This is a genomic window from Actinacidiphila paucisporea, assembly GCF_900142575.1.
Taxonomy (GTDB): domain Bacteria; phylum Actinomycetota; class Actinomycetes; order Streptomycetales; family Streptomycetaceae; genus Actinacidiphila; species Actinacidiphila paucisporea.
In genome coordinates this window covers 29517-42887 of record NZ_FRBI01000034.1, presented here as the reverse complement: position 1 = coordinate 42887, position 13371 = coordinate 29517, and the positions used below count along the sequence as shown (strand labels likewise).

Annotated in this window: 12 protein-coding genes; 4 read left to right on the top strand and 8 right to left on the bottom strand. The window is 72.2% G+C overall.

The features are described from left to right. Positions 1–27 precede the first annotated feature (27 nt). From fxsT to BUE44_RS31880, 4 genes are all read right to left on the bottom strand, one after another. Positions 28–2217, bottom strand: a complete 2190-nt coding sequence (fxsT, locus tag BUE44_RS31890) for an FxSxx-COOH system tetratricopeptide repeat protein (protein ID WP_073502505.1) — start codon at positions 2215–2217, stop codon at positions 28–30. 197 nt (positions 2218–2414) lie between these two features. Next, positions 2415–3044: a hypothetical protein gene (locus BUE44_RS31885; RefSeq protein WP_143172632.1), complete on the bottom strand. Its 630-nt coding sequence runs from the start codon at positions 3042–3044 to the stop codon at positions 2415–2417. Between the two features lie 156 nt (positions 3045–3200). Further along, positions 3201–3323 carry a hypothetical protein gene (locus tag BUE44_RS39430; protein ID WP_265737190.1) on the bottom strand — a complete coding sequence of 41 codons (123 nt, stop codon included), beginning with the start codon at positions 3321–3323 and terminating at the stop codon, positions 3201–3203. 42 nt (positions 3324–3365) lie between these two features. Then, complete coding sequence (locus tag BUE44_RS31880) at positions 3366–5381, bottom strand: SpoIIE family protein phosphatase (RefSeq protein ID WP_073502503.1); 2016 nt, start codon at positions 5379–5381, stop codon at positions 3366–3368. A gap of 531 nt (positions 5382–5912) precedes the next feature. On the opposite strand from BUE44_RS31880, the gene BUE44_RS31875 reads away from it, so the two are divergent. Then, entirely contained in the window at positions 5913–6791 is an 879-nt protein-coding gene (locus BUE44_RS31875) for an LLM class F420-dependent oxidoreductase (protein ID WP_073502502.1), read from the top strand. 230 nt (positions 6792–7021) lie between these two features. Here the strand turns inward: BUE44_RS31875 and BUE44_RS31870 are convergent, their stop codons facing one another. Beyond that, on the bottom strand, positions 7022–7573 hold the full coding sequence (locus tag BUE44_RS31870) for a hypothetical protein (RefSeq protein ID WP_073502501.1): 552 nt from the start codon (positions 7571–7573) through the stop codon (positions 7022–7024). A 97-nt stretch (positions 7574–7670) separates the two neighbouring features. Between BUE44_RS31870 and BUE44_RS31865 the strand changes: the two genes are divergently transcribed. Beyond that, entirely contained in the window at positions 7671–9017 is a 1347-nt protein-coding gene (locus BUE44_RS31865; RefSeq protein ID WP_073502500.1) for a BTAD domain-containing putative transcriptional regulator, read from the top strand. Positions 9018–9158: 141 nt separating this feature from the next. On the opposite strand, the gene BUE44_RS31860 is transcribed toward BUE44_RS31865, so the two are convergent. Continuing rightward, positions 9159–9572, bottom strand: a complete 414-nt coding sequence (locus tag BUE44_RS31860; RefSeq protein WP_073502499.1) for a hypothetical protein — start codon at positions 9570–9572, stop codon at positions 9159–9161. Between the two features lie 96 nt (positions 9573–9668). Beyond that, entirely contained in the window at positions 9669–10592 is a 924-nt protein-coding gene (locus BUE44_RS31855) for a LysR family transcriptional regulator (RefSeq protein ID WP_073502498.1), read from the bottom strand. 119 nt (positions 10593–10711) lie between these two features. Here BUE44_RS31855 and BUE44_RS31850 point away from each other — a divergent pair, with 119 nt between their 5' ends. After that, positions 10712–11653, top strand: coding sequence for a DMT family transporter (locus BUE44_RS31850; RefSeq protein ID WP_073502497.1), 942 nt, complete (start codon positions 10712–10714; stop codon positions 11651–11653). Positions 11654–11711: 58 nt separating this feature from the next. Here BUE44_RS31850 and BUE44_RS31845 read toward each other — a convergent pair whose 3' ends face one another. Continuing rightward, positions 11712–12668 carry an NADP-dependent oxidoreductase gene (locus tag BUE44_RS31845; RefSeq protein WP_073502496.1) on the bottom strand — a complete coding sequence of 319 codons (957 nt, stop codon included), beginning with the start codon at positions 12666–12668 and terminating at the stop codon, positions 11712–11714. 79 nt (positions 12669–12747) lie between these two features. On the opposite strand from BUE44_RS31845, the gene BUE44_RS31840 reads away from it, so the two are divergent. Then, the gene (locus BUE44_RS31840; protein ID WP_073502495.1) at positions 12748–13146 is read left to right on the top strand and encodes a winged helix-turn-helix transcriptional regulator; all 399 of its coding nucleotides are present in this window, start codon (positions 12748–12750) and stop codon (positions 13144–13146) included. The last annotated feature ends 225 nt before the right edge of the window (positions 13147–13371 follow it).

The following is a 13371-nucleotide window of genomic DNA, read 5'->3' as shown; positions in this document are numbered from 1 at the left end:
CGTCCATGCACGTGCCACTGCCCGCGTTCACGATCTCGGGCCCGTTCCCGCCAGTACGTCGGCCAGGGAAAAGGCGTCGGCGGTCTGGGGGTGGGTCTTGCCCAGCCGCGTGTGCAGGATCTGCGCGCCCCTGCGTGCGAGGCCCGCTGCGGCGGGGTCGTTCAGCGCATGCAGAGCACGGGCCTTGAGCAGCAGGGCGTATCCGATGTAAAGGTGGTCCGGTGCGTAGCTGGCCTCGCGGATGCGTAGCGCCCGGGAGATCAGCGGCATGGCCACGGCGTGGTCGCCCAGGGCGACGTGGACGCCCGCCAGTGCGATCAGGTCGAAGCTGACGTACGGGTCGTCCGGCCCGTACGCCGCCTCGTCGATCCGCAGCGCGCGCTCGGCCAAGAGCACCGCCGTCCGGTGATCGCCGAGAATGTGCCGGATGCGCGCCAGGGTGGCCAGGTCCGTCGCGATGGCGGGACTGTCCGCCGGCAGGCAGGACTCGTGCAGGCGCAGCGCTCGTTCCGCCGTCGGACCCGCCCGCTCCGGAGCGCCGCGGTCCCGGTGGATCTGCGCCAGGGTGATCAGGTCGAAGCCGAGTTCCGCCTCCCTGTGGTCGAGCGACTCGTCGATCGCGACGGCACGCTCGCACAGGGGCAGCGCCACCGAGTGGTCCCCGATCGACAGGAGGAACTCCGAGGCCAGCCTCAGCAGTTCCGCGGTCTCCGCGGCGCACTCGGACGGCGGCTCGTCCTTGGTCACCACGACTGCGTGCGGGAGCAGTCGCTGCCATCGCGACCGCGCGTCCGGGTCACCGTGGATGTCGTGCGGCACCGCCGCGAGCAGCGCCCGGCACAGCCGCACCCGGGCGTCGCTGCGTACGTCGGCCGGCATCGCGGCGCGGACGGCGGCCTGCACCAGCCGGTGCAGCACCAGGGAGGAGGCTTCGCGCCTGGCGAGCCCCAGACCGGCCAGCGCACCGACCGTCGTGTCCCAAGCCACCGGGTCGGCCGCGGCCGCGTTCAGGGTTTCGGTACTGCCGGTGAACAGGTCCAATGGGATCGGCTCCGGCGCCAGCAGGGCACACTGCTCCAGCAGCTGCCTGGCTTGCGGCCGCTCGACCTCCAGCTTGCGCACGCTGAGCTGCCACAGGGTCGCGACCACCACCGCCGGCCGGTCCGCCAGCTCGCCGAGCGCGATCATGTCCTCCAGCCGCGAGGACAGCAGAGCCAGGTAGTCCTCGGGTCCGGTGCGGTTGTAGTCCATGTACCCGGCCGCCTGCTCCAGCGCCAGCGGCAGGTCCCCCAACTGCTCGGCGATCCGGTCGGCCACCGCTGTGGTCATGCCGCGCACCCGCCGGGCCAGCAGTCCCACCGCCTCCCGGCGGGTGAACACCTCCAGGTCGATGACGCCGGCCCTGCTCGACCAGCCACGGCGCCTGGTCGTGACGATGATGTGGCCGCCGGTCCCCAGGTCACCCGTCGGCAGCGCGTCGCGGAGCATGCCGGGCCGCTCCCCGTTGTCGAAGATGACCAGCCAGGGCGTGTGGTCCAGTAATCGGCCGTACACCTGCGAGACGACCTGCTCGGAACTCACCTCCGCCAGTCCCAGCTCCCTGGCCAGCGACGCGAACTGCGACGCCACCAGATCGGGATCCTCGGCGTCCACGAACACCACGTACCGGTATTCCGACCGGTAGAGGTAGGCGTACTCCACCGCGAGCTGCGTCTTGCCGACGCCGCCCAGCCCGTGCACGGCCTGCATCGCGCCGTCGCCGCCCGAGGTGAGGCGCTGCCGCAACTCGCGCAACGCGGCGTCGCGACCGGTGAAGTGGGTGTTGCGCGGCGGCAGCCGGTACGTCGCCGGGCGGGGTCGCGAGCGCTCGGGACGTGGCGCCGGAGTGCGGACGTCCCGGGCGTCCCTGGACGCGGCCTCCAGCAGATCGGTGAGGGTGGCGTGGTCGCCGCGCAGCCGCGCGATCTCCTCCTGGGGCGAGACGTCGATCCGGGCGGCGTGCGCGGCGCGGACGCAGGCGGTCGCGTAGGCCGCGACCCGCTCCCACGGGGGCGGCTTGGTGAACTTGCCCGCCAGCAGGTCCGACAGCGACGACCGGGAGAGGACCTTCTCCTCGTCGCAGGCCAGCAGTTGCGCCTGGGTGGGCGACCCCGAGGACGTGCGCAGACGCTGCAACCGGTTGACGAACCAGCTCTGCGGTGAGTCCGCTCCGCCCATGTACGCCGCTCTCCCCGTCTCGCCCTCCGGATTCGTCCGGACATCGGAGTCCAGAAATGTAGCTCATCCGGCGGCCGAGCCCGGCCGATCCGGGCTCCACGGAGAACGCCCTACCCGGGCCGCGCCGCCCCTCACCGGTCCAGCCCGTCCACGCTCAGCGCGGTGAACCGCTGCCTCGGCTGGAGCGTCGTGTCCGACTACTTGCCGGCCTCGATCCGGTCAGCGTCCTTCTGGGCGTCCGCGAAGTCCTCGCGGAAATGGGCCACGGCATCCTGAACCGCCTGCTGTGCGGCGGCGTCGCGGGGGCCGCCCGCGTCGAGCCCGAGGTAGGCCAGTATTGCCAGATCGGCGGAAAGGAGGCCGTTGTCGTCGTACCAGTCTCTGACTGAGGACGGCGCATCGGCGGCGGTGAAAAACCCGTACACCTCGGCGGACGCGTCCTTCCAGGGCTGCTGGTCACCATTCGCCGCCCTTTTGTGCCAGGCGTAGAACGCCGGGTAGCTGCCGGGCTTGGACCGGTTGAGGATCGCGATGACGCCGTCGTGGAACTCGGTCTGGTAATAGGCGTTGGCGGTGCGGCAGATCGCGGCTGCCTTGCGCCGTGCGGCAGCCGGCGCCAGGTGTGCGGGTTCCGGTGCGGACAGCCCCGCGGGGGTGGCCTTCCTGGTGCTGGAAGTGGCCGAGGGGGACGCTGCGGCCTTCCCTCCGCCGCTGCTGCCCCGCAGGCCGGATGCCGTCCCGACGATCACGATCGGCGCGCACACGAGCACCACCACAGCGATCCCCCTGCGCTGAAGGGCGCTCAGTTTGCGCCAGAACGACGGCATGCCGCACCCCCCGATCGTGCGAGCCGCGACCCGGCGCGCTGTCGCACCAGACCGTACAGCACGCGCCGACCTGGGCGGCTTCTCCTTTCCCTGGTCCGCCGGGTGCCGGCCGCAGGCGACGTGCGGCGAACGGCGAACGGCGAACGGCGAACGGCATCAGGCGAGTTGCGGCATGAGCTCGGCTGCGATCCACTCCATCGCCTTCTCCACATGCCCAGCCGCGACGGGCAGCCACAGAGTGCAGGTGGCGTGCGCCGCGTTCGCGGACGGGTACGCCAACAGCGCCGAACTCGTCGGGGTTCCAACCGATGGCGGCCGGGCTCACCGGGGCAGGGGGAGCGTGCGGGCCAGCAGCAGGGCGGTGTCGTCCGCGGACCCGCCCTCGGGCAGCATCGTGTCGATGACTGTGGTGCACAGGTCGTCCAGGGTCGCCGCCGGGCGGGCGAGGGCCGTGCGCAACCGGTCCAGGCCCTGGTCGATGTCGGCTTCCCTGGTCTCGACCAGGCCGTCGGTGTACAACGCGATCACGCTTCCCTCCTCCACGTGCATCTCGGCGGAGCGGAAGTCCCCCAGCCCGATGCCGATCGGTGCTCCGGACGGCAGGGCGACGAACTCCACGCTCCCGTCCGGGGCGACGATCGCCGGCGGGGGGTGCCCGGCGCTGGCCATGGTGCAGGAGCGGGTCGCCGGGTCGTAGACGACGTAGATGCAGGTGGCTCCCACGCTCGGTGAGGTGAGCTCTTCCTCGGGCCGGTCGCGCGCCAGGCCGACGACGAGTTCGTCCAGCCGGGCCAGCACCTGGTCCGGGGGCAGTTCCAGGTTCGTCAGGGTGTTCAGCACCATACGGAGCCGACCCATGGTCGCGGCGGCGTTGATGCCGTGGCCGACGACGTCGCCGACGACCAGGGCGACCCGGTCGTGCGACATCGGGATCACGTCGAACCAGTCGCCGCCCACCCCGCCGTGCTTGTCCGCGGGCAGGTAGCGCGAGGCCACCTCGACCGCGTCACCGCTGCGCAGGATGTGCGGCAGCAGGTCGCGCTGGAGCGCGAGGGCGGCCGTGCGCTCGCGGCTGTAGCGGCGGGCGTTGTCCAGGCTCAGCGAGGCGCGGGCCGCCAGTCCCTCGGCGAAGAAGAGGTCGGCCCTGCTGAAGGGCGCCGGGTTCTCCGAGCGGAAGAAGGTGACGATGCCGAGCACGTTCCCGCGGGCCTGGAGCGGAATGATCATCAGCGAGTGCATCCCGAACTGCTGGAGGACCGCGGCACGGCTGGGGTCGTCGTCACGCCAGGTCCCCGGGGAGGTGTCCATCACCGGCTCGAAGTGGGACGTCCCCGTGGCCCACACCTCGGTGTACGGGGACGAGGGCGGCACGAAGACCGGCATTCCGCGCGGCCAGATGGCCTCGGGGACACCGGAGTGGATGGAGGCCATGCCGCCGCGGTAGAAGGCGGCGTGGCCGGCCTCGTTGGAGCTGACGCGCTCCAGCGGTTCCTGATCCGGCGTGATGGAGTCGGCGAGGTCGACCGTGACGAAGTCCGCGAGCGTCGGCACCGCGGTGTCCGCCAGCTCCTGGGCCGTGACCATGACGTCGAGCGTGGTCCCGATCCGGGTGCCCGCCTCGACGAGCAGTCCCAGCCGCTGCCGCGACCAGCTCTCGCGGATGTCCTCGACGATCAGGCACAGGCCCAGCGCCCGGCCGTCCGCGTCGTCCACGCGGAAGAGGGACAGCGACAGCGACGGCTCGGGGCTCCCGTCCGGCCCGGGCGGCATCCACAGCAGGTCCACCGAGGCTGTCCCGCGTTCGAGGATCCGCCGCATCGCGGCCTCAAGGCTCTGGCCGCGCCCCGACGCGAGCAGCTCGGTGAGCCGCCGCCCCACGCGGGGGCCGCCAGGGATGAACTCCATGCCGGTGATCGCCTCGTTGTACCAGGTGCAGCGCAGGTCGAGCCCCCACAGCGCGGCCCCCATGGGCGCGTGCTGGAACAGGGTCTCCAGCGCGGCCGTGTCCAGGCCGGAGGGGGGCAGCCGCCCGGCGGGAGCGGCCTCCCACACCAGCCAGTCGTGGCCGGCCTCGCCGACGAAGAAGGGGGTGACCCGGAAGTCCACGTTCCGTCCCCGGCCGTCGGCCTGCCGAATGTCCACCGGCCCTGACCAGCCCCTGGCGGCGTTCAGCGGACCGGGCCGCCCGGGCTCACCGCCGACCGTCACCAGCCGGTCGGCGGGCAGGCCCAGCGCCTCGGCGGCGGAGAAACCCCAGAGGCGCTCGGCCGCAGGAGCCCAGGTGACGACCGTACCGGCGTCGCTGATCACCGCCACCAGTTCGAACGAGCTGCTCACCGTCTGCTCTCCTTTGACCCCGTGGGGTCATCGACGGGCGTGCGAAACCGGCCACCGGGGAAACCCCCCTCACCGCCAGGCTCGCACAATATCGGGCATATCGTACAAACAGCGACGGTCGGGGCCTCCCGCCACCGGCGCTCCCGCGGGACGCGCCGCCCGTCCACGCGGTGCGGGACGGACGCCGCGCCCGGCGGAAGCCCTCCCGTGGGCGCGAGGCTCGCTGACGACCGGGGCCCCCAGCAGGCCGGCGATCAGGGCGGGGGACGCCCGTGGCGGGGCTGTCGCGGCGCGGACCCGGGGGTCAGTGGGGGCGGGAGATCGGAGGGAGGCCGGTGGATTCCTCCCGGACGACGTGGGCGGCGGACATGGCAGCGGCCGGCGATCACTACTCCTACAGACGTCCTGGCGCGCGACTTCGTTATGTCCGGCAGCTCAGCGCACGCGCGAGGTGCGCGTCCGCAACGGCGGGCACCGGGCCGTGTACAACGGAGGTGACCGCGAATTCCCTTTCGAGCGAGGACGACACACATGGCACAGGACAACCCTCTGGGCAGGATCGGCGTCTGGAGCAGCGCCTGGACCACCGCCCAGAACGGCGACGGCCCCGCGTACTCAGGTGTGCACGACGAGGCCGCGGCCGAACTCGACTCCCTGGGCTACGGCACGATCTGGCTCGGCGGCAGCCCGGACGTCGGCTACGCGGCGCCGCTGCTGGCCGCGGCGCCCCGGATCGTGGTGGCCACCGGCATCCTCAGCATCTGGCAGCACGGCGCGGAGGAGGTCGCCACCGGGCGGGCGGCGCTCGAACGCGCCCATCCCGGGCGGTTCCTGCTCGGGCTCGGTGTGAGCCACGGAGCACTCGCCAAGAACTACGCGAAGCCGTACTCGGCGATGCGCGAGTACCTGACCGCGCTGGACTCCGCACCGGAGCCGGTGCCCGCGGCCGGAAGGGTCCTGGCCGCGCTCGGCCCCAGGATGCTGGAGCTGGCCAGGGACCGCGCGGCAGGCGCGCACCCGTACCTGGTGACCGTGGAGCACACCGCCGGGGCCCGCGACATCCTGGGCCAGGACGCGCTGCTCGCCCCGGAGTTCAAGGTGGTGCTCGACCCGGACCTGGACCGCGCCCGCGCCACCGCCCGCGACTACCTGGCCATGTACCTCACGCTGCCCAACTACACCGCGAACCTGCGGCGGCTCGGCTTCACCGAGGACGACCTGCGCGACGGCGGCAGCGACCGGCTGCTGGACGCGGTGTTCGCGCTCGGCGACGCCGACAGGGTCGCCGAGCGCGCCCAGGAGTTCCTCGCCGCGGGGGCCGACCACCTGGCGCTCCAGGTCGTCACCGCCGCCACCCGGAGCGAACTCCCGCTGGACGCCTGGCGGCGGCTGGCCGGGGTGCTGCTGTAGCGCGCGCCCTGCCCACATAGCGGGCGCCGGCCTCGGCGCGGGCGTAGAACGCGGCGAGTTCGTGGCTGGTCCGCCACGACCGGACAGGAAGCAGGACGCCCGATCCACGAGTAGACCTCGACGCTGTCCGCCTCATCCGGAATGAGGAACCGGCCCGTCACCGCACAGCTGTCACGCCCAATAGGGACACGGATATGCCGTCGGTGACCACGGCGCGGTCGTTCGGTGACTCAGCCGATTCGCGCGCAGAGGTCGTCCGTCGAGCCGTGCAGCATGGTCAGGGTCTTGTATCCGGTGGGGCTGAACTCCAGCGTGTAGGCGCCGTCGATGGTGTAGAAACCGCGGGCCAGGCTGCCGCTGTTCTCGCCGAAGCCGACCAGTACCGGTCCGAGCACGTACCAGAGCTGGGAGCCGTCGGTGCGGTAGTCGACGATCGCCGTCCCGCCGGCGTCCGCGTCGTAGAAGGCGCCGGTGTCGGTGTCGGTGAGCCGTACGACCAGGTCGCCCTTGTAGGCGACGCGCTTCGCGGTGCCGTCGGCGTACGTGTCGAGGACGCGCTGCTCGACCTCGTCGACGACGGGCTCGCCGTGGACGGGGAAGTCGCACCGCGCGCCTGCCGGCTTGTCCCAGGGCGCCGACGGCGCGGGGACCCAACCCGCGGCGGTACTCCCCGCGTCGGACGCGGACGCGGACGCGGACGAGGTCGCGGACGCGGTGGCTACGGGTGCCGCGCCGACGGCGACAGCGGCAAGGACCGACAGGGCGATGACAGTTCGTCGCATGCTTTTCCCCTGGGGTGAGGTGGTGGAGATCCGGACCTCAGCCTCACCCCGGCAGCTGACCGGATTCTGACCACGACTCATGAGGGTGGGGGCAGTCATGAAGTTCCAGTTGCTCGGCCCGTTCGAGGCCCGCCACGAGGGCGAACGCGTCATGCTCGGCGAGCGCCGGCAGGAGCGCTGCCTGCTGGCGATCCTGCTGCTGGAGGCCGGTCACGTGGTGACGACCGCACGCCTCATCGACCTGCTGTGGAACGGCTCCCCACCCGCGTCGGCCCGCGGCACCGTGCACACCTACATCGGCAGGGTGCGGGCCCGGCTCAGACCGTACGGTCTGCTCGTCGAGACCCGCCACGGCGGTTACCTGCTCGACCTCGGCGAGCACACCACCGATGCGCGGGAGTTCCTGAGCCTGGTCGGGGAGGCGGCCGTGACCGGCGATCCCGGGGAACGGGTGCGCTCCTACGACCGGGCGCTGGCGCTGTGGCACGGGCCGCTGCTCGCCGACGTCATCGACGACGAACTCCGCGGGCGGCTCGGCGCCCGGTTCACCGAGCTGCGGCTGTCCGCTCTGGAGCAACGGGCCGAGGGCCAGCTCACCATGGGCCTGCACGAGCGGGTGCTGGCGGATCTGACGCCGCTGGCCCACGAACTACCCACGCGGGAGCGGCTCGTCATCGCCCAGATGACCGCACTCTACCGAAGTGGCCGTCAGGCAGACGCCCTTGAGCTCTACCGGCATGCGCGCCATGTCCTGGTGACCGAACTGGGCATCGAGCCGGGCCCCGCGCTGGCCACGCTGCACGACCGCATACTCCAGGGCGACCGCCGGCTGGACCGGCCGCCCGCGCCCTTGTACGCCGTGCGGGTGCGCGAAGAGTGGCTGCCGTGGAGCACCAGCGGGCATCCGGCGCTGGAGTTCTGCAACACGTACGCCGGCTGGGGAGCCCCCGGGCTGCCCGGTGCGGACTGGCTGCGCCGCTACGCCACCCTCGCCGTGTGGGCGGGTCACATGGACCTGGCGGACGACCCGACCGTCGACCGGCTGCTCCAGCAGGCGCAGGAGCAGCCGGACGAGGCCGCCGCCGCGCTGGAGGAGGCCCGGGGCTTCCGTACGCAGCTCTACGCCTGCCTGGCCGACCCGCACGACGCCCGTGCCTTCAACGCGGTGGCCGCGGTCGTGCAGGACGCCGCCGGCTCCGCGGTCTTCACCCGGGGGGAGGACGGCCTCGGCCGCTGGCGGCTGTCCCCGGCCGCGGGCTTGCGGCTGCCCGTGCGCGCCACCGCCCGCAGCGCGGCGGAACTCCTCGCGGACCCGCGCCGCTTCACGATCCGCGCCTGCTCCAGTGACGACTGCGGGTGGCTCTTCCTCGACCACAGCGGTCGCCGCCGCTGGTGCAGCCTGGCGACCTGCGGCAGCAACCGGGCGCGGGCGGGCGCGGGTTGAGGCAGCTGGGGAGCGCGGTCCACGGCAGCGGTGAGCGGGCCCGGTCGTGGGCCGCTGCGGTCGGCGCGGAATCCGTGCTCGCGGCAGCCCGCGCCTCCCGCGTCAGGCCGGACGTCGGGCCGTCCCCCGGGGCCGTCGGACCTAGGGAGCGAAGCCGGCCTCCCGGTCCGCGGCAGCGATCTGGTCGTGGAAGCGTTTGTGGACCCAGTGACGCTTGCCGAGGAGGTCCAGCTGCCCCCATCGTCCGGAGACCGGGCCGAGTCGGCTGTGGCGTGGCATCGTTGCCGCCAGGCGTTGCGGGTGGGCTCCGCCCGACAGCCTGCTGCTGTCCAACACGTGGATGGCGTCCTGAGTGACCGCCACGCACCGGTACTCGTTCCGGAACATCGTCAGGCCGGTGACGTAGGTGATGACGAAGAACCAGAAGCTCGGCGCGCTCTGGCAGATGAACGCCTGCCGAATCTCACTGCCGGCGGGCAGGAACGGCGCCGACCGCCGTACAAGGTCCTGCCGCGGCTCGGGGTCGCGCCGGCCGGACTCCTCAGCGGTCGTCATGTCCTGCCTTCCCTGGCGCGGTGCTCCCGCGTCCACGAGGTGATCGAACGGTGCTGTCGCGGAGTAACCCGTTGCAGCAGTGGCGCGATGGCGCCGCTACCCCCGCCGGGGGCGCGGTGTGGTCGGTCCCTCGTCCTTCGCCGCGTCCTTGAGCGCTTCGAGCAACGCGCGCAGGGCGGGTTGCTCAAGGGTGGTCTCCGGCACTGCGGCGTAGATCGTTCTGACAGGCTCGGGGCGGCGCACCCGCCGGACAGCGACGCCGGGGTGGCGGTTGCCCAGCCCCGTGCGAGGTATGAGGCAGACGCCGAGGCCCGCTGCGACGAACGCCTGCGCCGTGGCGTAATCCTCGCTCGACGCCGCGAAGTTCGGACTGAATCCCGCTGCGGCGCAGGCGTCGGTGATGGGCACGAGGCACGGGCCCGGCGCTTCGCTGCCGACCCATGCCTCACCGGCGAGTTCGGCCAGATCGACGGTGCGTTGCGCCGCGAGCGGATGCCCCGAAGGCAGCACCGCGCGGTAGGCGTCATCGAGGAGATGCACCAGATGGACGCCCTGCGGGACGCTGCGGCCCGACCCGACCATGATCGTGAGGTCCGCCCTGTTCTCGTCCGCCACCGACAGCGGGTCCTCGGGGTCGATGAGTCTGAGATCGATCCGCAGCCCCGGGTGCTCCTTGCGGAGGCGGGACAGGGCGGGTGCCACCACGGTGGGGCCGATCGAGGACATGTAGCGGATCGCCAGCCTGCCCGTACGCCCTGCGCGCAGGTCGGCCAGCGCGGTCTCCGCCTCGGCGAGGTTGTGGCTGATGATGCCCGCGTGCCCGGCGAGGAGCCGCCCGGCCGCCGTGGGGCGGACGCCCCGCCCGATCCGTTCGAGCAGCGAGATCCCGGCCTCCTTCTCCAGCAGGGTGATCTGCTGGCTCACGGCAGAGGGCGAGTAACCGAGGTTCCGGGCGGCCGCGGTGATCGATCCACTGGTGACCACCGCCCGCAGCAGGTTCAGGCGTCGCACGTCGAGCATGTAGAGGAGCTTAACGATAGTGCAGTTCTCTGTGCTTGTCCTTGAGGGCAGGCCTTGGCATCGTTCCTGATCGTGGACCTGGACGACCTGATCCTGGCCCTGGACGAGGGGAACAACGAGTGAACAGCGCCGCAGGCCGGGCATGGGTGGGGGCACGGCTGGGTGTGCTCGCCCTGCTGTGGGGATCCACTTTCCTGTGGATCAAACTGGCTCTGGCCGCCCTGGCTCCCGTCCAGGTCACGTTCAGCCGCTGCGCCCTGGGGGCGGCCGTCCTGCTGGTCCTGTGCCTCAGGGCGCGCCACCGGCTTCCGCGGGGCCGCACCCTTTGGCGCCACATCGTCGTCGCGGCCTTCTTCTGCAACGCCCTGCCGTTCGCCATGTTCAGCCTCGGCGAGAGAAGTGTCAGCTCCGGCCTGGCCGGCGTACTCAACGCCACGACACCGCTGTGGTCGGTGCTGATCGGTACCGCCGTCGGCACCGAACGCGGACTGCCGCCCGTCCGGCTGGCCGGGCTCGTCCTCGGCTTCGCAGGAACGGTGCTGATCTTCGCCCCGTGGTCGCAGACCGGGCCCGTCGGCTGGGGCGCACTGGCCATCCTCGCCGCGGCGGCGAGCTACGCCGTCGGCTTCGCCTACATGGCCCGCCATCTCGTGGGCAGGGGCATCCCCACCCTCTCCCTGTCCGCGGCTCAACTCGTCGCCGCGGCCGGACTCACGGCGCTCACCCTGCCGGCCGGCGGCCTCGTGGCGGTCCATCTCCCCGCCAAGGCATTGATCGCGGTCACCGTCCTCGGGATCTTCGCCACCGGGATCACCTTCCACCTCACGTACCGCATCATCGCGGACGAGGGTGCGACGAACGCCGCGACAGTCGGCTACCTGCTACCGGTCGTCTCCGTCGTGCTGGGAGCGATCGTCCTCGGCGAGGCCCTCAACCCGCGGATCGTCACGGGCATGGTCGTCGTCCTGGTCGGCGTCGGCATGACGCGCCGGCACAAGCGGGTGCCGTCGCCGGCGGCCCCGGAAGCGCTGTCCCGTTCACCACTCCCCCAGCCGGAATGACCGGTCGCCGCCCGCAGTGTTCGTGGGTACGCGCCGCGATCGCGTGGACGGGCCCGCCTCAGGCCTCGTCTGCAGGAGTCAGCAACAGTCGGCCGCGTATCCCGCCCGCGGCGAGGCGATCATGCGCCTCGGCCGCGCGCTCGAGCGGGAGGACGTCAGCGACCCGCAAGCTCAGATCCATGGCGGCGAGACCGGCCAGGGCGCCCCCGTCAGCACTGATCCACTGCTGGTGGACGCAGATGCCACGCAACGGCGGTGGCGCTGAACCGCCGACCATCGTGACGTAGGAGCCCCTGGTGCGGACGGCGGCCAGCGCGCGGATGCCGAGCCCCGCGGTGTCGAGCGCGCCGGCGACGCCGCCCGGAACCAGGCGGCGGACATCGCCCGCCAGGTCGCAGGCGTCACGGCCGACGACCCACTCCGCGCCGAGGCTTCGAGCGCACTCCTCGTCGTCGGCGCCGGCTTGGGCGACGACGCGCAGGCCGCGCCGTGCCGCCAGTTCGACGGCGAAGCCGCCGACCGCCCCGGTGGCTCCGGTCACCAGCACCACATCGCCGGTGACGAGGTCGAGCAGGTCCAGGGACTGGAGGGCGGTGAGGCCGTTCAACGGCAGCGTCGCTGCGGCCGCGGGACAGGCGCCGGGCGGCGCGGGCGCGACAGCCGTGGCGTCCAGGACCAGGTATTCGGCGTAGGCGCCCAACGACACGTCGAGCAGGTCGCGCAGGCCGATCACCCGCTGCCCCGGTGCGAACGCCGTCACGCCCCCTCCGAGCCGGTCGACCACGCCCGCGACGTCCCATCCGATGCCCGTGTGTTCGCGGGGCGCCATCAGCCCTGCTTCGACGAGCGCGCCGGAACGGGTGACCAGGTCGACGGGGTTGACGGTCGCGGCCTCGACGCGGATCCGCACCTGCCCGGGACCGGGCTCGGGCAGCGGGACCGTCACCGACTTGAGTACCTCGGACCCGCCGTAGCCGCGGGCGACCACCGCCCGCATCTTCTCTTCAGCGATCATGTGGCTACCGTAGAGAGCACTACTCTCCAGCGGTAAGTACGCACTTCGAGGTGCCCAAGGCACCGGAAGGAGAGCCAAGATGCCCACCCGCACCGCCTCCCAGCGCCGGGCCGAGGCGAGCATCATTTACGACGCCTACCTCGCCGAGTGCCCCGCCCGGCAACTGCTGGACCGCATCGCCGACAAGTGGGTCAGCCTCGTCGTCAACGCGCTTGCCGACGGGCCACGGCGGTACTCCGAACTGCAGCGCAGGCTGGCCAGCGTGAGCCAGAAGATGCTGACACAGACCCTGCGGCATCTCGAACGCGACGGTCTGGTGTCGCGGACCGTGACCCCTGCCGTCCCGGTGCGCGTCGCCTACGAGCTCACCCCCCTCGGCCGCTCGCTGCTGCCGGTGATGCGCGCGATCAAGGACTGGGCGGAAGAGCACATGGACGAGGTGCAAGCCGCCCGCGTCACCTACGACACTCCGGACTGACGGGTCGGGGGCGTCGACTGGTCGGTGGCCTGCGGGGGCTCCACGACCGTGCGGGCGCCGTGGACGGGTGGCACGTCCGGCGCCCGGAGGGCGGGCGAAGCCCGTGGGCCGACAGGCCGTCGCACCCCCCCGATACAGCGGTCAAGCCTCGACGGCCCCACGGAGTAGGACGGTTGCGGACTACGGAAAGGTCCGATCTCCTGCAGGAAAATGCGGGCGCGATCT

What these genes read in the sequence shown, in the direction of transcription:
- fxsT (WP_073502505.1), bottom strand. Translation starts at nt 2,217, where the DNA reads ATGGGCGGAGCGGACTCACCGCAGAGCTGGTTCGTCAACCGGTTGCAG.
- BUE44_RS31885 (WP_143172632.1), bottom strand. Translation starts at nt 3,044, where the DNA reads ATGCCGTCGTTCTGGCGCAAACTGAGCGCCCTTCAGCGCAGGGGGATC.
- BUE44_RS31875 (WP_073502502.1), top strand. Translation starts at nt 5,913, where the DNA reads ATGGCACAGGACAACCCTCTGGGCAGGATCGGCGTCTGGAGCAGCGCC.
- BUE44_RS31870 (WP_073502501.1), bottom strand. Translation starts at nt 7,573, where the DNA reads ATGCGACGAACTGTCATCGCCCTGTCGGTCCTTGCCGCTGTCGCCGTC.
- BUE44_RS31865 (WP_073502500.1), top strand. Translation starts at nt 7,671, where the DNA reads ATGAAGTTCCAGTTGCTCGGCCCGTTCGAGGCCCGCCACGAGGGCGAA.
- BUE44_RS31860 (WP_073502499.1), bottom strand. Translation starts at nt 9,572, where the DNA reads ATGACGACCGCTGAGGAGTCCGGCCGGCGCGACCCCGAGCCGCGGCAG.
- BUE44_RS31855 (WP_073502498.1), bottom strand. Translation starts at nt 10,592, where the DNA reads ATGCTCGACGTGCGACGCCTGAACCTGCTGCGGGCGGTGGTCACCAGT.
- BUE44_RS31845 (WP_073502496.1), bottom strand. Translation starts at nt 12,668, where the DNA reads ATGATCGCTGAAGAGAAGATGCGGGCGGTGGTCGCCCGCGGCTACGGC.
- BUE44_RS31840 (WP_073502495.1), top strand. Translation starts at nt 12,748, where the DNA reads ATGCCCACCCGCACCGCCTCCCAGCGCCGGGCCGAGGCGAGCATCATT.